Source organism: Pseudomonas sp. 14P_8.1_Bac3 (assembly GCF_025466085.1).
Classification (GTDB): Bacteria; Pseudomonadota; Gammaproteobacteria; order Pseudomonadales; family Pseudomonadaceae; genus Aquipseudomonas.
Genome location: NZ_JANLOD010000069.1, coordinates 196201 through 219155 on the forward strand (window position 1 = coordinate 196201; position 22955 = coordinate 219155).

Annotated in this window: 26 protein-coding genes and 1 pseudogene; 11 read left to right on the forward strand and 16 right to left on the reverse strand. The window is 59.5% G+C overall.

Annotated features, from left to right (window positions below; genetic code table 11):
• The first annotated feature begins 48 nt into the window (after nt 1–48).
• Both NTD84_RS24905 and NTD84_RS24910 read left to right on the forward strand, forming a co-directional pair.
• Nucleotides 49–594 carry a gamma carbonic anhydrase family protein gene (locus NTD84_RS24905; RefSeq protein WP_262171134.1) on the forward strand — a complete coding sequence of 182 codons (546 nt, stop codon included), beginning with the start codon at nt 49–51 and terminating at the stop codon, nt 592–594.
• A gap of 28 nt (nt 595–622) precedes the next feature.
• Nucleotides 623–1273, forward strand: a complete 651-nt coding sequence (locus tag NTD84_RS24910) for an HAD family hydrolase (RefSeq protein WP_262171136.1) — start codon at nt 623–625, stop codon at nt 1271–1273.
• A gap of 35 nt (nt 1274–1308) precedes the next feature.
• Here the strand turns inward: NTD84_RS24910 and NTD84_RS24915 are convergent, their stop codons facing one another.
• Nucleotides 1309–2400, reverse strand: a complete 1092-nt coding sequence (locus tag NTD84_RS24915; protein ID WP_262171138.1) for an aminopeptidase — start codon at nt 2398–2400, stop codon at nt 1309–1311.
• Between the two features lie 60 nt (nt 2401–2460).
• Here NTD84_RS24915 and NTD84_RS24920 point away from each other — a divergent pair, with 60 nt between their 5' ends.
• Together NTD84_RS24920 and NTD84_RS24925 are read left to right on the forward strand one after the other, a co-directional pair.
• Entirely contained in the window at nt 2461–2883 is a 423-nt protein-coding gene (locus NTD84_RS24920) for a hypothetical protein (protein ID WP_262171140.1), read from the forward strand.
• A 40-nt stretch (nt 2884–2923) separates the two neighbouring features.
• Nucleotides 2924–3343 (forward strand): hypothetical protein, encoded by a 420-nt coding sequence (locus tag NTD84_RS24925; RefSeq protein WP_262171142.1) that lies wholly within the window; start codon nt 2924–2926, stop codon nt 3341–3343.
• A 6-nt stretch (nt 3344–3349) separates the two neighbouring features.
• On the opposite strand, the gene NTD84_RS24930 is transcribed toward NTD84_RS24925, so the two are convergent.
• Both NTD84_RS24930 and NTD84_RS24935 read right to left on the reverse strand, forming a co-directional pair.
• On the reverse strand, nt 3350–3595 hold the full coding sequence (locus NTD84_RS24930; RefSeq protein WP_262171144.1) for a DUF1161 domain-containing protein: 246 nt from the start codon (nt 3593–3595) through the stop codon (nt 3350–3352).
• Nucleotides 3596–3743: 148 nt separating this feature from the next.
• Nucleotides 3744–4175 (reverse strand): OsmC family protein, encoded by a 432-nt coding sequence (locus tag NTD84_RS24935; protein WP_008152515.1) that lies wholly within the window; start codon nt 4173–4175, stop codon nt 3744–3746.
• A 242-nt stretch (nt 4176–4417) separates the two neighbouring features.
• On the opposite strand from NTD84_RS24935, the gene NTD84_RS24940 reads away from it, so the two are divergent.
• Entirely contained in the window at nt 4418–5419 is a 1002-nt protein-coding gene (locus tag NTD84_RS24940) for an LLM class flavin-dependent oxidoreductase (protein WP_262171147.1), read from the forward strand.
• A gap of 63 nt (nt 5420–5482) precedes the next feature.
• Here the strand turns inward: NTD84_RS24940 and NTD84_RS24945 are convergent, their stop codons facing one another.
• Both NTD84_RS24945 and NTD84_RS24950 read right to left on the reverse strand, forming a co-directional pair.
• Nucleotides 5483–5707 carry a DUF1161 domain-containing protein gene (locus NTD84_RS24945; protein WP_262171149.1) on the reverse strand — a complete coding sequence of 75 codons (225 nt, stop codon included), beginning with the start codon at nt 5705–5707 and terminating at the stop codon, nt 5483–5485.
• Between the two features lie 122 nt (nt 5708–5829).
• A complete protein-coding gene (locus tag NTD84_RS24950) occupies nt 5830–6045 on the reverse strand; it encodes a dodecin (protein ID WP_262171151.1) in 216 nt (71 codons plus the stop codon).
• Between the two features lie 157 nt (nt 6046–6202).
• Between NTD84_RS24950 and NTD84_RS24955 the strand changes: the two genes are divergently transcribed.
• Nucleotides 6203–6529: a YqjD family protein gene (locus NTD84_RS24955; protein ID WP_262171153.1), complete on the forward strand. Its 327-nt coding sequence runs from the start codon at nt 6203–6205 to the stop codon at nt 6527–6529.
• Here the strand turns inward: NTD84_RS24955 and NTD84_RS24960 are convergent.
• A complete protein-coding gene (locus NTD84_RS24960) occupies nt 6502–7419 on the reverse strand; it encodes a LysR family transcriptional regulator (protein WP_262171155.1) in 918 nt (305 codons plus the stop codon). The genes NTD84_RS24955 and NTD84_RS24960 overlap by 28 nt on opposite strands.
• 112 nt (nt 7420–7531) lie before the next feature.
• Between NTD84_RS24960 and trpB the strand changes: the two genes are divergently transcribed.
• The 3 genes from trpB (at nt 7532) to NTD84_RS24975 (ending at nt 10129) form a co-directional block, all read left to right on the forward strand.
• On the forward strand, nt 7532–8752 hold the full coding sequence (gene trpB, locus NTD84_RS24965; protein ID WP_262171157.1) for a tryptophan synthase subunit beta: 1221 nt from the start codon (nt 7532–7534) through the stop codon (nt 8750–8752).
• On the forward strand, nt 8752–9564 hold the full coding sequence (gene trpA, locus NTD84_RS24970; protein ID WP_262171159.1) for a tryptophan synthase subunit alpha: 813 nt from the start codon (nt 8752–8754) through the stop codon (nt 9562–9564). The genes trpB and trpA overlap by 1 nt, the downstream gene beginning before the upstream one ends.
• A 121-nt stretch (nt 9565–9685) precedes the next feature.
• Nucleotides 9686–10129 (forward strand): RcnB family protein, encoded by a 444-nt coding sequence (locus tag NTD84_RS24975; RefSeq protein ID WP_262171161.1) that lies wholly within the window; start codon nt 9686–9688, stop codon nt 10127–10129.
• Nucleotides 10130–10250: 121 nt separating this feature from the next.
• Here NTD84_RS24975 and NTD84_RS24980 read toward each other — a convergent pair whose 3' ends face one another.
• From NTD84_RS24980 to NTD84_RS25025, 10 genes and pseudogenes are all read right to left on the reverse strand, one after another.
• On the reverse strand, nt 10251–12212 hold the full coding sequence (locus tag NTD84_RS24980; RefSeq protein ID WP_262171163.1) for a DUF4105 domain-containing protein: 1962 nt from the start codon (nt 12210–12212) through the stop codon (nt 10251–10253).
• Nucleotides 12209–12529, reverse strand: a complete 321-nt coding sequence (locus NTD84_RS24985) for a DUF2388 domain-containing protein (protein WP_262171165.1) — start codon at nt 12527–12529, stop codon at nt 12209–12211. Before NTD84_RS24985 ends, NTD84_RS24980 begins: the two co-directional genes overlap by 4 nt.
• 27 nt (nt 12530–12556) lie before the next feature.
• Nucleotides 12557–12864, reverse strand: a pseudogene (locus tag NTD84_RS24990) (DUF2388 domain-containing protein).
• A 96-nt stretch (nt 12865–12960) separates the two neighbouring features.
• Nucleotides 12961–13278, reverse strand: coding sequence for a DUF2388 domain-containing protein (locus NTD84_RS24995; protein WP_262171167.1), 318 nt, complete (start codon nt 13276–13278; stop codon nt 12961–12963).
• 358 nt (nt 13279–13636) lie between these two features.
• A complete protein-coding gene (locus NTD84_RS25000; RefSeq protein ID WP_262171169.1) occupies nt 13637–13852 on the reverse strand; it encodes a DUF1127 domain-containing protein in 216 nt (71 codons plus the stop codon).
• Between the two features lie 319 nt (nt 13853–14171).
• A complete protein-coding gene (locus NTD84_RS25005) occupies nt 14172–15665 on the reverse strand; it encodes an acetyl-CoA hydrolase/transferase family protein (protein WP_262171171.1) in 1494 nt (497 codons plus the stop codon).
• Between the two features lie 180 nt (nt 15666–15845).
• Entirely contained in the window at nt 15846–17279 is a 1434-nt protein-coding gene (locus NTD84_RS25010; protein ID WP_262171173.1) for an NAD(P)(+) transhydrogenase (Re/Si-specific) subunit beta, read from the reverse strand.
• The gene (locus NTD84_RS25015) at nt 17279–17599 is read right to left on the reverse strand and encodes an NAD(P) transhydrogenase subunit alpha (protein WP_003187417.1); all 321 of its coding nucleotides are present in this window, start codon (nt 17597–17599) and stop codon (nt 17279–17281) included. Before NTD84_RS25015 ends, NTD84_RS25010 begins: the two co-directional genes overlap by 1 nt.
• A 15-nt stretch (nt 17600–17614) precedes the next feature.
• On the reverse strand, nt 17615–18736 hold the full coding sequence (locus tag NTD84_RS25020; protein WP_262171175.1) for a Re/Si-specific NAD(P)(+) transhydrogenase subunit alpha: 1122 nt from the start codon (nt 18734–18736) through the stop codon (nt 17615–17617).
• 434 nt (nt 18737–19170) lie between these two features.
• Entirely contained in the window at nt 19171–20070 is a 900-nt protein-coding gene (locus NTD84_RS25025; protein WP_262171177.1) for a LysR family transcriptional regulator, read from the reverse strand.
• A gap of 157 nt (nt 20071–20227) precedes the next feature.
• Here NTD84_RS25025 and NTD84_RS25030 point away from each other — a divergent pair, with 157 nt between their 5' ends.
• A complete protein-coding gene (locus NTD84_RS25030; protein ID WP_262171179.1) occupies nt 20228–21409 on the forward strand; it encodes an acyl-CoA dehydrogenase in 1182 nt (393 codons plus the stop codon).
• Nucleotides 21410–21422: 13 nt separating this feature from the next.
• The gene (locus NTD84_RS25035) at nt 21423–22643 is read left to right on the forward strand and encodes a CaiB/BaiF CoA transferase family protein (RefSeq protein WP_262171181.1); all 1221 of its coding nucleotides are present in this window, start codon (nt 21423–21425) and stop codon (nt 22641–22643) included.
• Nucleotides 22644–22955 lie beyond the last annotated feature (312 nt).

Consider the following 22955-nt stretch of genomic DNA (forward strand, 5'->3'; position numbering starts at 1 on the left):
TACAATCGGCACTCACCGCAGCTATCAGCGACAGAGAGAGAACCTATCGTGTCCCTTCGCAAGTATCAGAACCACACACCGCTGCTGGGCAAAGGCGCTTTTGTCGACGGTTCGGCGGTGGTGATCGGCGACGTTGAAATCGGCGATGACAGCTCCGTCTGGCCGCTGACGGTGATCCGCGGCGACATGCACCGCATCCGTATCGGCGCGCGCACCAGTGTCCAGGACGGGTGTGTGCTGCACATCACCCATGCCGGTCCGTTCAACCCCGATGGCTTTCCGTTGCTGATCGGCGACGACGTGACCATCGCGCATAAGGTCATGCTCCATGGCTGCAGTGTGGGCAGCCGGGTTTTGATCGGCATGGGCAGCATCGTCATGGACGGCGCGGTGGTCGAAGACGATGTCATCATTGGCGCCGGCAGCCTGGTGCCGCCGGGCAAGCGCCTGGCCAGCGGCTTTCTGTACGTCGGTAGCCCGGTGAAACAAATTCGTCCGCTGACCGATAAGGAACGCGCCTTTTTCACCTACAGTGCGGCGAACTACGTGAAGCTCAAGGACCTGCATCTGGCCGAAGGCTACGACCAGGTCTGATGTCGACGCACTTATCCAGGATTCAACCATGCATTACCAAACCGTACTGTTCGACCTTGATGGCACCCTGACCGACCCGCGCGAGGGCATTACCCGCTCGATCCAGTTCGCCCTGAGCAAACTGGGCATTGATGAACCGGACCTGACCAGGCTCGAACACTTCATCGGCCCGCCGTTGTTGCAGGCGTTCATGCAGTTCTACGATTTCGACGAAGCCAAGGCCTGGGAAGCGGTGAACTTCTATCGCGAACGCTTCAAGGTCACCGGTCTCTACGAGAACCGCGTGTTCGAAGGTGTCACACCGCTGCTGGAAACCCTCGGCGGGCAAGGACGGCAGCTGTATATCGCGACGTCCAAACCGTGGGTCTTCGCCCGGGAAATCGCCCGGCATTTCGATTTTGCCAAACACTTCAAGGTGATTTACGGCAGCGAACTGGATGGCACGCGCACCAACAAGGTCGAACTCATCGCCCACCTCATGGCCGAAGAAGGCCTGGACCCTGCCAACACCCTGATGATCGGCGACCGCAAGCACGACTTGATCGGCGCGCGCAGTAACGGTCTGGATGCGGCGGCGGTGGGGTATGGTTTCGGCAGTCGCGAAGAACTGAGCGCGGAAGCACCGGCCTATCATTTTGAAACGTTGGCTGAGCTGCACCAGGCGTTTTTGCAGCGCTAAAAAAATCGCCTTTGCGGGCAGTCGAAGAGGCCGGATCAGCCACCACGACTGTCCGATCCCGCTAACGTTTTCAATGTCGCCTTACGCTCAAGAACCGGCAGCGCGCCAAGCCTCTCCACCGCCGCATAGAACGCCAGCCAATCCCCACCGGCCTGCTTGAACAACGCGGCAAACGCCGGCACCCACTGGTCGTACAAACCAAACGGGAGCAATCGGGCGTTGTTCATCGGGGCGTTGATCCACGGATCGTAGCGTTTATCCCCGGCCCATTGGCTATCTCTTAGTTGCCGGTATTCCTGCCGCAGTTGTTCGAATTCATCAGCTTTTCGCTGACGCAGTTGTTCAACGGGGAGCGGTTGAGTGTACAAGCGTTCAAGCCGGGTGCGTGTGTCCAGAACCAGCTGAATGAACTGATCCCGGCGCTGCGCCTCCTCGCCATTGTCTGGCGCCATCCCGCGATAGGCGCGCCACTGCCGGGTACCTTCCTGTTCCACGAACGTCGCGAATGACTCGTTGAACTCAGTGTCGTCCTTCACATAAAAGCGCTGGTGCGCCAGCTCATGGAAGATCAACGTCGCCAGTCGCTCATCGCCCCAACCCATCATCGAACTGATGATCGGATCGTTGAACCAGCCGAGCGTCGAATAGGCCTCGACGCCACCGATCGACACGTCCATACCTTGCAGTCGCAATATCGCTGCCTCACCACGGGCTGCGCTCTGGTTGTAATAGCCGCGGTAGGCCACGCAACCGGCGATGGGAAAACAATGGTTTTGCGGGGTCAGGGAAAATTCCGGCGTGGCGAACACATTCCAGACGACGAACGGTCGGCCAATGTCGGCGTACAGGCGGTAGCTCTGGTTATCCGGCAGATGCAGCTGCTGGCTGGCGAACGTCCGGGCCTTTTGCGATTGGGCCAGGTGCGCACGCAGTTTCTCGTCGCGAGACGGATCGGCAATCACCCTGGACACCGGCTCTCGAGCCCGTAGCAAGTGCAGCTGACCACTGGCCAATTGGCCGTAATAGCTGACGCTCGCGCAGCCGTTGAGCAACAAAAACAACACACCCGGAAACAAAACGCGCAAAACGCGATCAAGTAACCCAAGGCTTGGAAGCGGCCTGATCAAAATAAAATCATCCCTGGAAAGTCTGCCCGCAAGACTATCCCGCCTGACTGGAGCTCCGCTATGCGCAAGATGATGCTGACGGGAGGCCTGTTGATGCTGACAGGTTGTGCAGGATTCGGCTTACCCCACCACGACCCGTCTCAAGCGTGGATCGATCTCGATTCACCGCGGGAAGACACGGCGCTGCAAGCCCTGGAAGTCGACGACAAAGCCTCTACCGACAAGCGCTATTTCGAAGTTCAGCCCGGTAGCCACGAGCTGACGGTGCGTTATCAATTCCCGGTCGAGCCGAGCAACATCGGCCCCGACGCCGAGCCGTTGTGGCGCGATTGCCAGCTGAATGTGAAATTCAACAGCTTCAACGCGGGTGAGAAATATCAGCTGCAAGCGGGGAATATCGGCTTTCGGCCGTGGGCCAAGCTCTATGATCAACAGCGAAAAATGATAGGCCAGGGCACCCCCGCGGGCTGCCAACGCACCTGATCGGCGCTATGCTGAAGGCCCAATCCTCGGGACATTCATCATGCGCAGGTTGTTGCTTTTGCTCGCGGCTGGCGCCTTCGCCGGTTGCCAGAGCCCGCTGCCGGCGGTCAACCCACAGATGGCCTGGGTCGACTTCGCGACCCCCAGCCCCGGCGGCAAACTACTCATGGCCGAACGCCTGGACAACCAGCGCCTGAGCGATGGGCGTTTCTTCCAGGTCACGCCGGGCAGCCATGAGTTGAGGGTGCGTTTCGACTTCGAGGTGTTTGGCGGCGGCGGCAGCCTGATGACGGGCCCAGTGGAGCGACTGTGCTACATGACCATCCGCTTCGACCATTTCGAAGCCGGCCAGCGTTACCGGCTGGAAGCCCGCTCCCTGGCGTTCACCCCCAGTGCCCGGCTATATAACGCCAAGCGGGAGATCGTCGCCGAAGATCGCGACACGAACTGCATTATCTGAGGCGTATCAGCGGTCGTTCTTCTGATAAATGATCGCTTTGGTGCCGTTGTCGCAGGTGCCCACGACCATGGCGATGTCATGCTTGTCGGCCTCTTGCTTCGATACGATCTCCAGGGTGTAGGACGGCACGGCGTTCGCCTGAATCTTCACTTCGATCTCGTTCTTGAGTTCTTCGCAATCTTTGGGCGCCGCAAATGCCGAGGCCGAAGTTGCCAGCGCACTGCAGATAATCGCCAGGGCAAAACGTTTCATGGATGGAGCTCCTTAGAGGCGGCACGCAGGGGATGCGTTTTCGCTGCTGTCATTTATTCGACCACAACCGTATCGACCGGGTTTTGTTTCAGCGCAAAAAAATCGCAGCCTGTGGAAGGCTGCGATCGTTTATCGCGACTACACCGACTTAGCTGACCAGCGTGGCATCCAGACTGATCTTGGCGTTCAACACTTTGGACACCGGGCAGCCTTCTTTGGCCTTATTGCTCAGTTCCTCGAACTGCGCCTGGGTCGCGCCAGGGATTTTCGCCTTGAGGATCAATTTCACCGCGGTAATCGCAAAACCGCCGTCTACCTGATCCAGGGTGACTTCGGCATTGGTATCGATGCTGTCTGCCTTGAGACCGGCATCGCCCAGGATCATCGAAAAAGCCATGGAGAAACAGCCCGCGTGGGCCGCGCCGATCAGCTCTTCCGGATTGGTGCCTTTGCCGCCCTCGAAACGGGCCTTGAAGCCGTAGGGCGCTTCTCTGAGCACACCGGTTTCCGTGGAAATCGAGCCAATGCCGGTCTTCAGATCACCTTCCCAATGTGCCGATGCTTTCTTGGTAATAGCCATGTCTGCCTCCTCAGGGTCAGGCGCGAAGCGTCGCGCCTTCGTGTTTTCGCTTGCTAGGGTTCTGAGGATAGACGGTGGCGCAAAGTTCACCTGATCTGATTTGTCCTACCATTTTCGTAGGAAATTTCGTCGCTACTATTGAAACTCGGGTATATGCCCTCATTGCATGAAACACGCTTATGCATTCGGCAGGTTTTCGTTCGACAGAAGAAACCTGCGCCCTCAATTGGAGAAGCAGGTTTATGAAACGACTGTCCGATATCAAGTTCTCGGCTCTTGATCTGGTGCCCGTGCGGGAGAACGGCAGCGCGGCCCAGTCGCTGCGCAATTCCCTGGATTTGGCGCAGCGCGTCGAACAATTCGGCTACAACCGTTTCTGGGTGGCCGAGCACCACAACATGGACGGTATCGCCAGTTCGGCCACCTCCGTGCTGCTGGGCTATCTGGCCGGCGGCACGTCAACCATACGGGTCGGCTCGGGTGGGGTGATGTTGCCCAACCACGCGCCGCTGGTGATTGCCGAGCAGTTCGGCACCCTTGAAAGTCTTTATCCGGGCCGGATCGACCTGGGCCTGGGGCGCGCACCCGGCTCCGATCAAATGACCGCTCGCGCGCTGCGCCGTGAACGCTCCGGCAGCGCCGACGATTTCCCCGAAGATGTGGCGGAATTGGTGCGCTACCTCGGCCCGCGCACGCCGGACCAACGCATCATCGCGATGCCGGGTACCGGCACTCAGGTCCCGGTGTGGTTGCTGGGCTCCAGTCTGTTCAGCGCGCAACTGGCGGGTGAGCGCGGTTTGCCCTACGCCTTCGCCTCCCATTTCGCACCGCGCTTCATGCATGAGGCGATTCGCGTCTACCGCAATCACTTCAAGCCTTCGGCGGTGCTAGATAAGCCTTACGTGATGCTGGGTGTTCCGCTGGTCGCGGCCGACACCGACGAGCAGGCCGAATACCTGGCCACTTCGGTCTATCAGCGCATCCTCGCCCTGATGCGCGGGCAGAGCCTGGTGCAACGTCCGCCGGTGAAAACTATGAATGGCCTTTGGCTGCCTCATGAAAAAGAAGCCGTCCATGATTTCCTCGGGCTGGCGATGGTCGGCAGTCCGCAGAAAATCCGCGCCAAGCTGGAGGTGCTGATCGAGCAGACCCAGGCCGATGAGCTGATCTTCACCTGCGACCTGTACGAACACGCCGATCGGGTGCATTCCTACGAGCTCCTGGCGCAGGTCATGAAAGGCTGAGACTGACCCGCGCCCATGAAAAAGCCGACGCCATGGCGTCGGCTTTTTCACATCTGTGCGGGATCATCCGCGTTTGTAGACGATTTCCTTTGTGCCTTTCTCGCACTTGCCGACGACTTTTCCGTCAGCCGCAGCGCCTTTATCGACAATTTCCAGCGAGTAATTCGCTGCGCCTTTGGCATCAATCTTGGCTGCGATTTCCGCTTTCAGCTCTTCGCACGACTTGCCGTCAGCCAACGCTGTCCCCGCAAGGCTCAACAAACCTACCGCCAACATAAATTTCTTCATCGGTCGCATTCCCTGGTCGGATCAAAGGGAGCATCCGGCTTTCAACCGGATGCACACATGTAGCGCTTTGCCATTCCCTATGGCACTCGGCCAGCGCGCAAGTTCAGAAGACTAGCGCAAACTCAGCTGCTGGCAATCCGGAACCCGACTTTAAGCGTGACCTGGAAGTGTGCAGCCTTGCCGTCCTTGATGTGCCCGCGGGTTTCGGTCACTTCGAACCATTCCAGGTGCTTGATGCTTTTATTGGCTTCGGCCAGCGCATTGTTGATGGCGTCCTCGATGCTGCTGGCGGACGAGCCGACGAGCTCGACTTTCTTGTACGTGTGGTGGTCAGACATGGGCGTTCTCCTTGGGTTTGAAATACAGCCTAGCAGTGATTTTTCGTATTACTTCTGTCGGCTAATGCGATGCGAAAGTTCAGATTTACTGCACTTTCTCGAACCCCTGAAGTCCCAACCAACACACGCCACTCATCACCCATGAAGGAGAGCCACCATGGCCAACACCTCTTTACGTAAAGCCTCATTGCAAAGCATGGAAGCCGAGATCGAGAGTCTGCTGAAGTCTTTGGAAAGCCTGAAGGACGATGCCTCGGACGAGTCGCGTAAAACGCTCAAGGCCTTGAAAGCCAACGCCGAGACTGCGCTGAAACACTCGCGTCACCTGCTCAGCGACGCGTACGAAGAAGTCAAAGTCAAAACCCGCGAAACCGGGATCGCCACTCGGGACTACGCCCAGGAACACCCTTGGACTACAGCCGGTGTGGCTGTCGGTGCCTTGGGTCTGCTGGCGGCTTACTTGCTGTGCAAGCGCGGCGACTGACCCGGCTGGCGCAGCTCGTTCTTGAGCCACTGCGCAAGTTGCCTGGCGCGCCCGTCCGCGGCGCGCTTGGGTAGCCACAACGCCAGTTGCGCCGCGGTCTCACTAAAACCCCACGGCGCGATCAGGCGACCGGCCTTCAAGTCCTCGGCCACCAGCGGTTCCGGGGCAATGGCTACACCCAATCCGGCGACTGCTGCCTCCAGCAAATAATACAAATGCTCGAAACCCTGCCCGTACTTCAGCGCCTTGGCGTCGAGGCCGCTTTGCTGCGCCCAACTCGGCCAGGCCTGCGGGCGTGAGGTGGTGTGCAGCAAGGGCTCATTCAACAATGCGCTGGCAGGCGCTTGTTGCAGTCTCTCGTAACCGGAGAAGCGGGGGCTCATTACCGGGCCGATGCGTTCACTGGCCAGTTCGTAGACCTGCATGTCCGCGGGCCACGGCGGCTCGGCAAACACCAGCAAGGCGTCCAGCCCCGGACGACGGGGATCGAGGTCGCCTTCCCCGGCCGACAGATGCAGGCGCAGGTCCGGCAAATCGGCATTCAACCGTCCCAGACGCGGAATGAACCAGCGCGCCAGCAAGCTCCCCGAACAGCCCAGCACGAACGGCGCGTCGGCGGTGCTTTGAGTCAGCTCGGCGCAGACCGTGCGCAAACGCTCAAAGGCGTCCGCGCTGGCGTCCCGCAACCGCACACCGGCATCTGTGAGTTTAAGGCCGCGCCCGTCCTTGACGAAAAGACTGACGCCGAGATGCTCTTCCAGCACCTTCAGCTGCCGGCTGACGGCGCCATGGGTGACGTGCAGCTGTTCAGCTGCCTGACTGACGCTGTTCAGGCGGGCAGTGGCTTCGAAGGCACGAAGGGCGTTCAGCGGAGGAAGGTCGTGGCTCATGGGATCTGTGAGTTTTCCTGACAGGTTGTGGCGATCTTATCGGTTTTCAGCTCAAGGCGTCAGGGGTAGAGTTAAGCCCATCGTCATCTCACGCATTCAACTGGAGCGACCCATGACCCAGACTAATCTGCGCAACGGCCCCGACGCCAACGGCTTGTTTGGCGCGTTTGGCGGCCGCTACGTCGCCGAAACCCTGATGCCGTTGATCCTCGACCTGGCCCGTGAATACGAAACGGCCAAGGAAGATCCGGCATTCAAGGAAGAACTGGCCTACTTCCAGCGCGACTATGTCGGACGTCCAAGCCCGCTCTATTACGCCGAACGCCTGACCGAGTTCTGCGGCGGCGCGAAGATTTATCTGAAGCGTGAAGAGCTGAACCACACCGGCGCGCACAAGATCAACAACTGCATTGGGCAGATCCTGCTGGCGCGGCGCATGGGCAAGAAACGCATCATCGCCGAGACCGGCGCTGGCATGCACGGCGTGGCGACCGCCACCGTGGCAGCGCGTTTCGGCCTTGATTGCGTGATCTACATGGGCACCACCGACATCGAACGTCAGCAAGCCAACGTCTTCCGCATGAAACTGCTGGGCGCCGAGGTTATTCCGGTCGTGGCTGGCACCGGCACTCTGAAAGACGCGATGAACGAAGCCTTGCGCGACTGGGTGACCAACGTCGACAGCACCTTCTACCTGATCGGCACCGTGGCCGGCCCGCACCCTTATCCGGCAATGGTTCGTGACTTCCAGGCAGTCATCGGCAAGGAAACCCGCGACCAGCTGCAAGCTCAGGAAGGTCGTCTCCCGGACAGCCTGGTGGCGTGCATCGGCGGTGGCTCCAACGCCATGGGCCTGTTCCACCCGTTCCTCGACGACACCAGCGTCGAGATCATCGGTGTTGAAGCGGCCGGTCACGGCATCGAAACCGGCAAGCACGCCGCCAGCCTGAACGGTGGGGTGCCGGGCGTGTTGCATGGCAATCGTACGTTCCTGCTGCAGGACGACGATGGCCAGATCATCGACGCCCACTCGATTTCCGCCGGTCTCGACTACCCAGGCATCGGCCCGGAACATGCCTGGTTGCATGACATTGGCCGCGTTCAATACACCTCGGTGACCGACGACGAAGCCCTGGATGCGTTTCACAAATGCTGCCGCCTGGAAGGGATTATTCCTGCACTGGAAAGCGCCCACGCCCTGGCTGAAGTGTTCAAACGCGCACCGAACCTGCCGAAGGATCACCTGATGGTGGTGAACCTCTCCGGCCGTGGCGACAAAGACATGCAAACCGTGATGCACCACATGGAACAATCGAAGCAGGAGAAACACTGATGAGCCGCCTGCAAACGCGTTTTGCCGAACTCAAGGAACAGAACCGCGCCGCGCTGGTGACCTTCGTTACCGCTGGCGACCCGAGCTATGACACCTCCCTGGCGATCCTCAAAGGCTTGCCCGGTGCTGGCGCCGATGTGATCGAGCTGGGCATGCCGTTCACCGACCCGATGGCCGACGGTCCGGCGATCCAGTTGGCGAACATTCGCGCACTGGCCGCCAGGCAGAATCTTGCAAAAACCCTGCAAATGGTTCGTGAGTTCCGTGAAGGCAACAGCGAAACACCGCTGGTGCTGATGGGTTACTTCAACCCGATCCACATGTACGGCGTGGAGCGTTTCATCGCCGACGCCAAAGAGGCGGGCGTGGATGGCCTGATTGTTGTTGACCTGCCGCCCGAGCATAACGGCGAACTGTGCGACCCGGCGCAGGCTGCGGGCCTGGACTTCATCCGTCTGACCACGCCGACCACCGATGATGCGCGCCTGCCGACGGTATTGAACGGCAGCTCCGGTTTTGTCTACTACGTGTCCGTGGCCGGGGTGACCGGTGCTGGCGCGGCGACACTGGAGCACGTTGAGGAAGCGGTGGCGCGTCTGCGTCGTCACACTGACCTGCCGATCAGTATCGGTTTCGGTATCCGTACGCCGGAGCAGGCCGCGGCCATCGCGCGTCTGGCCGACGGTGTGGTGGTGGGGTCGGCGTTGATCGATCACATCGCCAATGCCTCGACGCCGGATCAGGCGATCGATGGCGTGCTGAGCCTTTGCGCGGCATTGTCCGATGGCGTGCGTAAGGCCCGCGTCAGCTGAAGGTAAAGTTCCTGATACAGAGGAATTAGAGCCTCGCCGCACAGACTAAATAGCAAGACCGAGGGCTTCAGGACTGCGTTCTGAAGCCCTTTTTGCTGTAGGTGCAGTGAGGAAAGACCCCATGAAAATGCCGAAACGTCTGATTGCCAGCCTGGGCGTGCTGATGCTCAGTGCCACCCCGTTGCTGCACGCGAGCGCCGATCAGCGCGACGATCACGACCACGGCGGCCAGCAACAAGGCCATTACGATAACCACGGCGATGACCACCGTGGCCCACAGGACTACCACCGCGGTGGCCCTCCGCCACGGGACTTCGGCCCGGTGCGCCAGGTGATCCATGACAATCATGGCTATTTCGTCCGCGGTGCACCGCCACCGCCCGGCATTCATCTGGTGCGTGGCCGGCCGTTACCGCACGGGTATTACGGAGAACGCCTGGATAATCGCGCCTTGAGCCGGCTGCCGTATTACCCGGGTTACGAGTGGCGGCGAGCCGGTGGCGACATCGTGCTGATCGCGGTGGGTACCGGAATCGTCTATGAAATTCTGGAAGGGGTGCTTTGACGTGAGAAAACTGTAGGAGCGAGCTTGCTCGCGATGGAGGTACAGACGCCGCGTTGAATCAGACAGTGCGCGTTATCGTTAACGACCATCGCGAGCAAGCTCGCTCCTACTGGCACTGCATTTACGGTAATTCCAGCCCGCCCGCTGCTTTATGCAGTTTCCGCAAATGCTCGCCAACCTGTTTCAGGTTGGCTTCGTTGGCGGCCATCTCCGCCGCGCGGCTCGGTTCGAGCAGCGCCCGGACTTCCTTGTCCAGATCGCCGGTCAGCGCCTGCAGCTGTTTCTGCCGCAGGCTGCTTTCCGATTCCAGGCGTTGCCATTCGCTTGGCTGCGGCAAGCCATAACCGCCACTGCCGAGCAGCTCCGCCGGACGGCTGAGGAAGCCGCTGTTAGCGAGAATCTCCTGCAGCGTGGCGTTTGCCTTGTCCATGCCGCCATTCTCCAACTCCCGGGCACCGAGATAGCGCTGCTTGACTTCGTCCTGAGCCAACACCAGCTGTTGGCGGAACGCCGCCTGTTCCAGCAACAGCAACGCCGCGCTGGTGCGCAAATCCGCCTGCTCGATCCACGGGCGGCGTTCTTCGGCTTTCAGGGACAGCCAGTCTTCAACCTTTTCCTGTTTGATCGGCAGGTGCTTCTTCAGCACCTCGAACATCGCTTGATAGCGGTCGCGGAAAGAATCGAAGCGGTAGCCCAGACGCAGGGCTTCTCGAGGATCATCCAGCACGCTGGTGTCCGCCAGCCCTCGGCCCTTGAGCACCTCCAGCAAACCATTGGGCATGATGTTGTCGAGCCCGACCAGCTTCGCGTTATTGGTGCCGCTGCGTAGCAGCTTGAGACCTTCCACCGCGCAGTTGTTGGACAGGAAAAAGTAATTGCCGTCGTAGCTCCAGTGCATCTCGGCGGCGTGTTCCACCACATCTTCAATCTCGTTGCGCGACAGGTTCAACGGCACCGACGCAAGGCTGCGCAGTTCGGTCTTGGTGTACTCGTCGATCACCTGGGCCAACGGCAGTACGAACAGGCGTGAAGGGTACTTGCCGACCAGTCCATCCCAGCTCGACAGCTGTACGTCGCCGACGAACGCGCGGTAGGACAGTACCAGGTGCTGATCCAGGTCCAGGCGGCAATCCGGGCCACGTGGCCGGCCCGGTGCGCAAATCACCAGGCGCAACATGCTGTGGCCCCAACGGCTGACCCAGTTCTGATTGGCCTCTGCCAGCAGATAGTCCACGGCATACACACGCTCCGGATCGACCTGACCCAGCGGCGTTTTGGCGAAGTCATTCCCGGCATTGAGGAACGCGAAGGTTTTGCTGCAGGTGTCTTTGGCGGCGGGCGCCCAGCCGAAGTGTTCCTTGTAGTAGCGGTACAGCGCAGGGCGGCGACAGGCGTAGCTCGGGTCGAGGAGGAAATACTCCATGTTGACCGCGACGAACTCTTTGGGACTGCTGGTCTCGTAGATGTCCGGGCTGCGGGCGATCTGGCGGTTGTGCTGCTCACGCTCGCCGCGACGGCCCACGTACTGTGGCCAGCCCGCGAGGTCGAGCAGGCGCGGGTCATCGCTGAGAGTAAAGCGTCGGGAAGATTGGCCACGGCATTCGTCCGGAATGCCGACCAGCCCAGAGCTGCCGTTCAGGCGCGTGCAGCGTCGGATCAGCGTGCGCTCAGTGGCGGGCCACAGACGCGAGCGGTCATAGATGTGGGTAAGTTCGTGCAGCACGGTGGCGAGCATTTCGCGGCGGACGGTGCCGTGCGGACGATAAGTCTTTTTGCTGGCAGCGCTACCGTCAGTGAGGCTGGCCAGCAGATTACGGTTGAGGTCGAGCTCGGACACCAGCGACGCCTGGCCGTAGGCGTTGCCCGGCATATCATCGGTCCAGCCAACATCAATGCGCCGGTCGAGTTGCTCGATGAATCGCGGCGGCAGCGCCTGCATGGCTTCATCAAGCAGTGCCTGGCTGGCCTGTTGTTGCGCGGGGCTCAGACCTTCGGTCTTGAGCCGTAGTTGCAGGTCGGCCTGGGCCGTATTGCCGAGCAGCAACACGACCCCGGCCAGAAGCCAGGCACTGAGCGACCTCACAGTGCGAGGATGGCTTCGGCGAGAACCTGATCACTGGCGTCCCGGGCTTCCGGTACGCGGGTGCGCAATGTGTTGAAGGCGGCTTCCAGGTGCGCACCACGAATGTCGCCGTCGCTGGCGACGAAACTGGCCGCATCGTCATGGGCTTCACGAACGATTTTCGAATCGCGAATGGACGTCGTGGTATCGGAGGTGAAATCCAGGGTGCGCCGGGTGGCGTTGACGAGGATGTTACTGGTGGCTACCAGGGTGTGCGCCTGGGCCATATCGGCCAATAAAAGCAGGCCAAGGGTGGCGACAATCAGCGGGTTACGCATGGAACGACTCCGGAGGAACAAGGATAACTATTGGACGAGAATAGCCCGTGCCAGTTCAAGGTCGCTTGCATGAAGTTTTGCCTGGGTCCGACGCAGGTAAATCAGCGCGGACTCCAGTTGCGCTCCTCGCAATGGCCGTCGCTGGCAATGAATGACGCGGCGTCATCCCGGGCGGCGAGCAGCAGCTTACGGTCGAAGGGCGCCGAGGTCACCATGCTTGTGGCATAGCCCGTGGCGACGACGCCCTGCGTCGTCAGGTCAAAGGCCTGGACCGGTCCCGCCCAGCAGACAGCGACAAAAAACGGTGCAATTAATAGCGATAAGGAAAAACGCATGGGACCCGACAGTTGAAGGCGAATCCCAAGGCTAGCGCAACGCCCGGTCTAGAGCCAGCGCCGGGCACCTTTGAGGTGTCCCGGCGACATGACGGCTTAGATAGTCAGGATGGCTTGAGCCAGTTGAGCGTCGGTCGCGTTCAGCCCAGGCACCTGGTGGCGAATGTGGTCGAATGCGCTTTCCAGTTTCACGCCACGAATGACGCCGTCGCTGGCGACAAAGCTGGCGGCATCGTCACGGGCGGCGCGGACGATCTTGTTATCGCGAAAGGACGACGTGACATCCGAAGTGGCATCGGACGTGGCCTTGAGTGCATCGACGATCGTATCGGTGGTGACGATGAAGCTGCTGGCGTGGGAATTGGCAGCTACGGCAAACAGGGCTGCGGCGCTGAGCAGGCGAAGACGGGACATGGTGTTACTCCTGTGGAAATCAATTGAGAAGTGGCGGGGTATCTGATGAGTCAGACGCCGGTCGCGCAGCCATCGCCACGTACTGACCTGATATTAGGCCTGCCTGCGGTGGTTCGAACAGTCCCGTCCGTACCGGTACCCTAAAGTCGCCCGACCACCTGCAAAAGAAACGCCCTACACATATTGTACTGGTCCAGTTTGCTGTCTTATCAACTGTGCTGGTCAGGTAAAACGCTTTCTATTTTAAGCATCTGAAGCCCAAAACGACAAAACCCGCCGCGGTTTCCCACGACGGGTTTTGTTTGTTCAATTCGGGTGCTGGCGGGTGACCTTAAAGGTCAGAGCCAGCGACGCTAACTTAGCGCCAGAACGGCTTGCTCAGCTCTTCGTAGCGTTGTGCTTCGCTAATCCCGGCGTCAGCCAGCAGACGCGAATCCAGACGAGCCAGTTGATGGCGGCTGGAGATGCGGCGCTGCCACAACATCAGGTTGGCGATAACGCGAAGAGGCATCGAAGTCTGGGTTTTTGCAGCGGTATCTTCGAAGAACAGTTCGGAACTGAGTGTACGTTCCATGGTTGACATCCTTCCGCTTGTGGCGGGATTAGGTAGTGGTTTAACTGATGCCAATGATCCTCTCGTTTGGCCAGTCTCTCTAGATACAGTTCACCTGTATTGTGAGAGACCAGTTAACTGTTAAACGTGGGTGTACTGGTCTAAATTGAGGCAACTGTACCTGTAAGCACCGATATGGTGCGTTTTATGGCTTTTCAGCGATTGCTGTAGGACTTTACGGTAGGAAATGACCGGTACAGCAGTACAGTTTTATTCAGATCTATCCCTGACAACAGCCGGCTGACGAAACTGTGTTTGCGTCAGCGGCTATCTGTACCCATTACACGGCGAGCATGCGTCCGGTTTCTTCCAGGTTCATGTGCCAGCTCAGGGCATCACGCAGGATATGTGGCGTGTGCCCACCGAGCGCGCAGGCAGCGGTGAAGTAGTCGTCCAGGGCCTGGCGATAGTCCGGATGTACGCAGTTATCGATGATGACGCGCGCCCGTTCCCGCGGCGCCAACCCGCGCAAGTCCGCCAGACCGACCTCGGTGACAAGGATGTCGACGTCATGCTCCGTATGATCGACGTGGCTGACCATAGGCACGACGCTGGAGATCGCGCCTCCTTTGGCAATCGACTTGGTCACGAAAATCGCCAGGTGGGCGTTACGCGCGAAATCGCCCGAGCCGCCGATGCCATTCATCATTCGCGTTCCGCAGACGTGCGTGGAGTTGACGTTGCCGTACAGGTCGAATTCCAGCGCGGTGTTGATGCCGATGATGCCGAGCCGGCGCACCACTTCCGGGTGGTTGGAAATTTCCTGCGGACGCAGGATCAGTTTGTCCTTGTAGCGCTCCAGGTTGCCGAACACATCGGCATTGCGCCGGCTCGACAGAGTGATCGAGCTGCCCGAGGCAAAACTCAGCTTGCCGGCGTCGATCAGGTCGAAGGTCGAGTCCTGCAACACTTCGGAGTACATGGTCAGGTCTTCGAACGGCGAGTCGATCAGGCCGCACATCACCGAGTTGGCGATGGTGCCGATCCCGGCCTGCAGCGGCCCGAGCTTGTTGGTCATGCGCCCGGCCGCGACCTCTTGCTTGAAGAAGTCGATCAGGTGGTCGGCGATGGCCTGGGTGTCGACGTCCGGTGGCAGCACCGTCGAAGGCGAGTCCGGCTGCTGGGTGATCACGATAGCGACGATCTTTTCCGGCGGGATCGGGATGGCGGTGCTGCCAATGCGATCGTCGACCTTCACCAGGGGAATCGGTGTGCGGGTCGGGCGGTAAGTCGGGATATAGATGTCGTGCAAACCTTCGAGATTCGGGTTGTGCGCCAGATTGATCTCGACGATCACGTGTTTGGCGAAAATCGCGAAGCTAGCCGAGTTGCCCACGGACGTCGTCGGCACGATGTGGCCCTGTTCGGTAATCGCCACGGCCTCGATCACGGCGATGTCCGGCAGCTTCAGCTGCTGGTTGCGCAGTTGCTCGACGGTTTCCGAGAGGTGCTGATCGATGAACATCACATCGCCCGCGTTGATCGCCTTGCGCAAGGTGCTGTCGACCTGGAACGGCATGCGTCGCGAAAGAACGCCGGCTTCGGTGAGCTGTTTGTCAAGGTCGTTGCCCAGGCTCGCGCCGGTCATCAGGGTGATTTTCAGCGGGGTGACTTTGGCTCGTTCAGCCAATGCGTGAGGCACGGCTTTGGCTTCGCCGGCGCGAGTGAAACCACTCATGCCGACGGTCATGCCGTCCTCAATCAGAGCGGCGGCATCAGCGGCGCTCATCACCTTATCCAACAACGAAGGCAAGCGAATACGATCACGGTACATGGAGTGTTATCTCGGGCAACGGAAGCAAGGTGTGCAGTCTAGTGATTTCAAAAAAATTCCTCCCGCTACCATGGTCGAATGCAGACCGCTGATTTAGAGCCTTTTGTCGGGTTTCACCGGGAATAAAAAAACCCCAGCCTACTAAAGGCTGAGGTTTTGGGTCTTGCGCTGGAGCAGGTTTTACTCGACGGCCTTGACCATGTCTTCGATGACTTTCTTGGCGTCGCCGAAGACCATCATGGTTTTGTCGAGGTAGAACAGTTCGTTATCCAGACCGGCATAGCCGCTGGCCATCGAGCGCTTGTTGACGATGATGGTCTTGGCCTTGAACGCTTCGAGAATCGGCATGCCGGCAATCGGCGATTTCGGGTCGTTCTTCGCCGCCGGGTTAACCACGTCGTTGGCGCCGAGTACCAGCACCACGTCGGCCTGACCGAACTCGGAGTTGATGTCTTCCATCTCGAACACCTGGTCGTAAGGCACTTCAGCCTCGGCCAGCAACACGTTCATGTGCCCAGGCATCCGGCCGGCAACCGGGTGGATTGCATACTTCACGGTTACGCCGCGATGAGTCAGTTTCTCGGTGAGCTCCTTCAGCGCATGTTGGGCCCGGGCGACTGCGAGGCCGTAACCCGGAACGATGATCACCGTGTCGGCGTTGGTCAGCAGGAAGGTCGCATCGTCAGCCGAGCCGGATTTTACCGGGCGTGCTTCCTTGGCACCGGCAGGACCGGCGTCGGCCGTATTGCCGAAGCCGCCGAGCAGTACGTTGAAGAACGAACGGTTCATCGCCTTGCACATGATGTACGAGAGGATCGCGCCGCTCGAACCGACCAGCGAACCGGCGATGATCAGCATCGAGTTGTTCAGCGAGAAGCCGATACCTGCCGCTGCCCAGCCGGAATAACTGTTGAGCATCGACACCACCACCGGCATGTCCGCGCCGCCGATCGGGATGATGATCAGCACGCCCATCACGAAGGCCAGGGCCAGCATCAGCGCAAACGCGCTGAGGTTGCCGGTCAACATGAAAGTGATGCCCAGTGCCAGCGTCGCAACGCCCAGCAGCAGGTTCAGCTTGTGCTGACCGCCAAACTGTACCGGTGCGCCCTGGAACAGACGGAACTTGTACTTGCCCGACAGCTTGCCGAAGGCAATCACCGAACCTGAGAAGGTGATCGCACCGATGGCCGCGCCAAGGAACAGCTCCAGGCGGTTGCCTGCCGGGATTGAGTCGCCCAGCTGTTTAACGATGCCCAGCGACTGCGGCTCAACGACCGCCGCAATGGCGATGAACACTGCCGCGAGACCGATCATGCTGTGCATGAAGGCGACCAGTTCCGGCATCTTGGTCATTTCAACGCGCTTGGCCATGATCGAACCGGCGGTGCCGCCGATCAGCAGGCCAACGATGACGTAACCGATGCCCGCGGTAGCGAGCTCAGCGCCGAGCTTATAGATGAGGCCCACGGTCGTGAGAATCGCCAGGCCCATGCCGAGCATGCCGAACAGGTTGCCGCGCCGCGACGTGGTGGGGTGCGACAGGCCTTTGAGGGCCTGGATGAAGCAGATCGACGCGATCAGGTAGAGCGTCGTTACGAGGTTCATGCTCATTACTTAGGCGCCTCTTCTTTTACTTTCGGGGCTTTTTTCTTGAACATCTCAAGCATTCTGCGGGTGACCAGGAAGCCACCGAACACATTCACCGCCGCCAGGGCCACTGCAAGGGTGCCCATGGTTTTGCCCAGAGGCGTCACGGTCAGCGCCGCGGCGAGCATGGCGCCGACGATCACGATCGCCGAGATTGCGTTGGTCACCGCCATCAGCGGCGTGTGCAGTGCAGGCGTAACGTTCCAGACCACGTGATAACCGACATAAATCGCCAGCACGAAGATGATCAGGTTGTAGATACCGGGGGAGATAAGCTCTTCCATCGTCTGAATCCCTGCTTAGGCGTTTTTGCGGATGACTTGGCCGTCGCGGCACATCAGGCACGCGGCGACGATGTCGTCTTCGAGGTTGATCTCGAACTGGCCTTCCTTGTTGAAGACCAGCTTCAGGAAGTCCAGCAGGTTGCGGGCGTACAGGGCCGAAGCGTCTGCCGCGACTTCGCCGGCCAGGTTGGTCGGACCGCAAATCGTCACGCCATTCTCGACGACGATCTGATCGGCCACGGTCAGCGGGCAGTTGCCGCCCTGAGCCGCCGCGAGGTCGATGACCACCGAGCCAGGCTTCATTTGCGCCACAGTTTCCGCGCTCAACAGCGTCGGCGCCTTGCGGCCCGGAATCAGCGCGGTAGTGATGACGATGTCCGCCAGCTTGGCGCGCTCGTGCACGGCCACGGCCTGACGCTGCATCCAGCTCGCTGGCATCGGACGGGCGTAGCCGCCGACACCGACGGCGCATTCACGTTCTTCATCGGTCTCGTAAGGCACGTCGACGAACTTGGCGCCGAGGGATTCGATCTGTTCTTTAACCGCAGGGCGTACGTCGGACGCTTCGATCACCGCACCCAGACGTTTCGCCGTAGCGATGGCCTGCAAACCCGCTACGCCGGCACCGAGAATCAGCACGCGCGCCGCTTTCACGGTGCCCGCTGCCGTCATCAGCATCGGCATGAAGCGAGGATAGTGGTGAGCGGCCAGCAATACGGCTTTATAACCAGCAATGTTGGCCTGGGACGACAGCACATCCAGGCTCTGGGCGCGGGAGGTGCGGGGCGCCGCTTCCAGTGCGAACGCGGTGATGCCGCACTCCGCCAGTTTGGCAATGGTTTCATTGCTGAACGGGTTGAGCATGCCCACGACAACGGTGCCGCTCTTGATCAGAGTCAGTTCGCTGTCGCTGGGTGCGACCACCTTGAGAATCAGCTCGGCACCAAACGCGTCGTTGGCGCTGCCAATGGTTGCGCCTGCCGCTTCATAAGCACTGTCGACAACACTGGCTGTGACACCGGCGCCGCTTTGAACCGTGACCTTATGACCCTGGCCGATCAGCTTCTTGATGGTTTCCGGGGTTGCAGCAACCCGTGTTTCACCCGTCTGGGTTTCGAGAGGAACACCAATGTGCACGTCAAATCTCCTGCGTGATCTTATTGAGTAAACCCAGGCACTTCGGATGGTGCGTCTGGGGCGGCCGATCAGCACGATCCCGCCGAATCAGGGCGGGGCGCGGCATTTTGCAGGCGAACTTTGTGCCCTTCAAGGGATTATGACGGGTGACGGAAAATTAACTACAAGTCACCCCGTGACCGAATGTCGCAACCACCCGGCACAATCCCTTGCAGACCGTGCCCTGTAGGGCTATTCGGCGAATTTAAAGAATTTATACATCGACTCGGTGAATACGCTGCCATTGTTCCAAAACAGCGGCTCAAGGCCGCGTCGTTAGGCGCTTCCGGGACATTTGTGCAGCGTGTAGATACAGTCTGCGAATATGCGACAAATACTTATATCTGTAGGGCTTTTTATTTGCTGACTACGGGGTCAACAACTGTCACGGCTCTTTATCCTTCCAGGCTGTAGCTTTGTGCCTGGCTTACCAGCCAATCACGAAACGCCTTCAATGACGCCGATTCGACCTTTCGCTCTGGAATCATCAGGTAATACGCCTTGATACTGGACAGCGCCTGAGGGTTGGCAATCATCAGGCGTTTCTCCGCCAGTTCGCGCTGGATCAGGAACGGCGGGATCAAGGCTATCCCCATGTCGTGCATGGCCGCCTGGGCCAGCATGGAGAATAGCTCGTAGCGCGGTCCTGTCATGTCGCGCGGGACACTAACGTGTTGCGAGTTGAACCATTGGCGCCAGGCGTAGGGGCGTGTGGTCTGTTGCAGCAGGGGTAACTCGGCGATTTCAGTGGGTGTGAAGTGGGCCTTTTTACCCAGCAGGTTGGGGCTGCACACGGGCATCGGATTTTCGCCCATCAACCTGTGGGATTCGGTACCTGACCAGTCCGCGTCGCCGAAGTAAATCGCTGCATCGAAGTCGGTGTCGGCAAAAAGGAAAGGTCGGGTGCGGTTGGTGAGGTTGACCGTCACTTCCGGATGTTTTTGCTGGAAATCCTTGAGTCTTGGTAGCAGCCACTGTGTGCCGAAGGTGGGTACGACCGCCAGTTCGATGACGTTGGCGCCTTGCTGGCCCATGACCGATAGGGTGTCACGCTCGACGGCGTCGAGTTGGGTGGCGACCCTGCGGCTGTAGGAAAGTCCCGCTTCCGTGAGTTTGACCCCGCGTCGGGAGCGTCGGAACAGTTCTACGCCAAGGAACTCCTCAAGGCTGGCGATCTGTCGGCAAATCGCGCCCTGAGTGAGCGAAAGCTCCTGAGCCGCCTTGGTGAAGCTCTCGTGGCGTGCGGCCGCTTCAAAGCTGATCAGGGCTGTGGTGCTGGGAATCTTTCTGCGCATGTACGTCAACCTCACTAATACATCGCACAAAAGCTACTTCGCGACGTTTCGGAGTGAGAAATTAGCACAACAGTATGCAAAATCCTCGTTTGCCGTGACGCCGAACCCAGCCTAGGATCACTCCACGTTATTTGACCCGATTCGAGAGGACACACTCATGGGCGGCAAAGCTAGCTTCAACTGGATCGATCCCCTGCTGCTGGATCAACAGCTCACTGAAGAAGAGCGCATGATCCGCGACACTGCCGAGCAGTTTGCCCAGCAGAAGCTCGCGCCGCGCGTCCTTGAGGCTTTCCGTCATGAAAAGACCGATCCGGCCATCTTCCGCGAGATGGGCGAAGTGGGTCTGTTGGGCGCCACGATCCCTGAGCAGTACGGCGGCAGTGGCTTGAACTACGTCAGCTACGGTCTGATCGCTCGTGAAGTCGAACGCGTCGACTCCGGTTATCGTTCGATGATGAGCGTGCAGTCCTCGCTGGTGATGGTGCCAATCAATGAATTCGGTACTGAAGCCCAAAAGCAGAAGTACCTGCCGAAACTGGCGACCGGTGAATGGATCGGTTGCTTCGGTCTGACCGAGCCGAACCACGGTTCCGACCCGGGCGCGATGATTACTCGGGCACGTAAAGTGGAAGGCGGCTACAGCCTGACGGGTAGCAAGATGTGGATCACCAATAGCCCGATCGCCGATGTGTTCGTGGTCTGGGGCAAAGACGATGCCGGCGACATCCGTGGCTTCGTGCTGGAGAAAGGCTGGAAAGGCCTGAGCGCTCCCGCGATCCACGGCAAGGTCGGGCTGCGTGCGTCTATCACCGGTGAGATCGTCATGGACAACGTGTTTGTGCCGGAAGAGAACATCTTCCCTGACGTCCGGGGTTTGAAAGGCCCGTTTACTTGCCTCAACTCCGCACGCTACGGCATTTCCTGGGGCGCTTTGGGCGCTGCCGAGTTCTGCTGGCACACCGCTCGCCAGTACACCCTGGACCGTCAGCAGTTCGGCCGCCCATTGGCCGCTACCCAGCTGATCCAGAAGAAGCTGGCGGACATGCAGACTGAAATCACCATGGCGTTGCAAGGCTGTTTGCGTCTGGGCCGTATGAAAGATGAAGGGACGGCGGCCGTCGAGATCACTTCAATGATGAAACGCAACTCCTGTGGCAAGTCCCTGGACATTGCTCGCATGGCTCGCGACATGCTGGGCGGCAATGGCATCTCCGATGAATTCGGCGTGGCGCGGCACCTGGTCAACCTGGAAGTGGTGAATACCTATGAAGGTACGCACGACGTGCACGCGCTAATCCTCGGCCGCGCACAGACCGGCATCCAGGCGTTCTACTAATAGGAGAACGGCCATGGGCGCGCTTTCGCATCTACGGGTACTGGATTTATCGCGGGTGCTGGCCGGACCCTGGTCTGGGCAGATACTGGCGGACCTTGGCGCTGAGGTGATCAAGGTCGAGCGTCCGGGCAATGGCGATGACACGCGCGCCTGGGGGCCTCCTTTTCTCAAGGACGCCTATGGCGAGAACACCAGCGAGGCCGCCTATTACTTGTCGGCCAATCGCAACAAGCAATCGGTGACCATCGACTTCACGCGGCCAGAGGGGCAGGAGCTGGTGCGTGAGCTGGCATCCAAGTCAGACATCCTGATCGAAAACTTCAAGGTGGGTGGCCTGGCGGCTTATGGGCTGGACTATGAGTCGCTCAGGACGCTGAATCCGAATTTGATCTATTGCTCGATCACGGGGTTTGGTCAGACGGGTCCCTACGCCAAGCGCGCGGGTTATGACTTCATGATTCAGGGTTTGGGTGGCCTGATGAGTCTGACGGGGCGGCCTGAGGGTGATGAGGGCGCGGGGCCGGTAAAAGTCGGCGTCGCGCTGACGGACATTCTGACCGGGCTCTATTCGACCGTGGCGATCCTCGCAGCGCTCGCGCATCGGGACCATGAAGGTGGCGGTCAGCATATCGATATGGCGTTGCTGGATGTTCAGGTGGCTTGTCTGGCTAATCAGGCGATGAACTACTTGACGACGGGCAATGCACCGAAGCGTCTGGGTAACGCGCATCCGAACATCGTGCCTTATCAGGATTTTCCTACGGCAGATGGTGATTTCATCCTTACCGTGGGTAACGACGGGCAATTTCGCAAATTCGCAGAAGTGGCGGGGCAGCCTCAGTGGGCGGATGACCCGCGCTTTGCCGCCAACACGCTGCGCGTGGCGAACCGGGCAGTGCTGATTCCACTGATCCGCCAGGCTACGGTGTTCAAGACCACGGCTGAATGGGTGGCGCAGTTGGAGCAGGCGGGGGTGCCGTGTGGCCCGATCAATGATCTGGCGCAGGTGTTTGCCGACCCCCAGGTGAAGGCGCGTGGGCTGGCGATCGAGCTGCCTCATGTGCTGGCGGGGATGGTGCCGCAGGTGGCAAGTCCAATTCGTCTGTCCGAGACGCCTGTGGAGTATCGCAATGCGCCTCCTCTATTGGGCGAGCACACACATGAGGTGCTGCAGAGGGTGTTGGGCCTGGATGCTGATGCAGTGGCTGCGTTTAAAGAGGCGGGGGTCCTTTGAGGCAGCCTTCTATATAGAAGGAGACGCTGTGCTTTTTTCTGCTTTCTGCAAGTTATTGATAGAAAAGCCAAATTAGGGGTTGACGGCAGATTCTGGAGGTCTATAATTCGCCCCACTTCCAGCGCAGTCGAAACGGAAAACTCCTTGGTAAACAACGAGTTACGCAGGTTTCGATAGCGAGGTGCTTCAGGTCATCGAAGCCTGGAAGGAGTTGGTAAGGTGGTGTGTTTTTACCTTATTAACGATTCGATCTTCTCGGTCGACAGCGGTGAAAAAGAGGTGTTGACAACAGCGAGTAGCGCTGTAGAATTT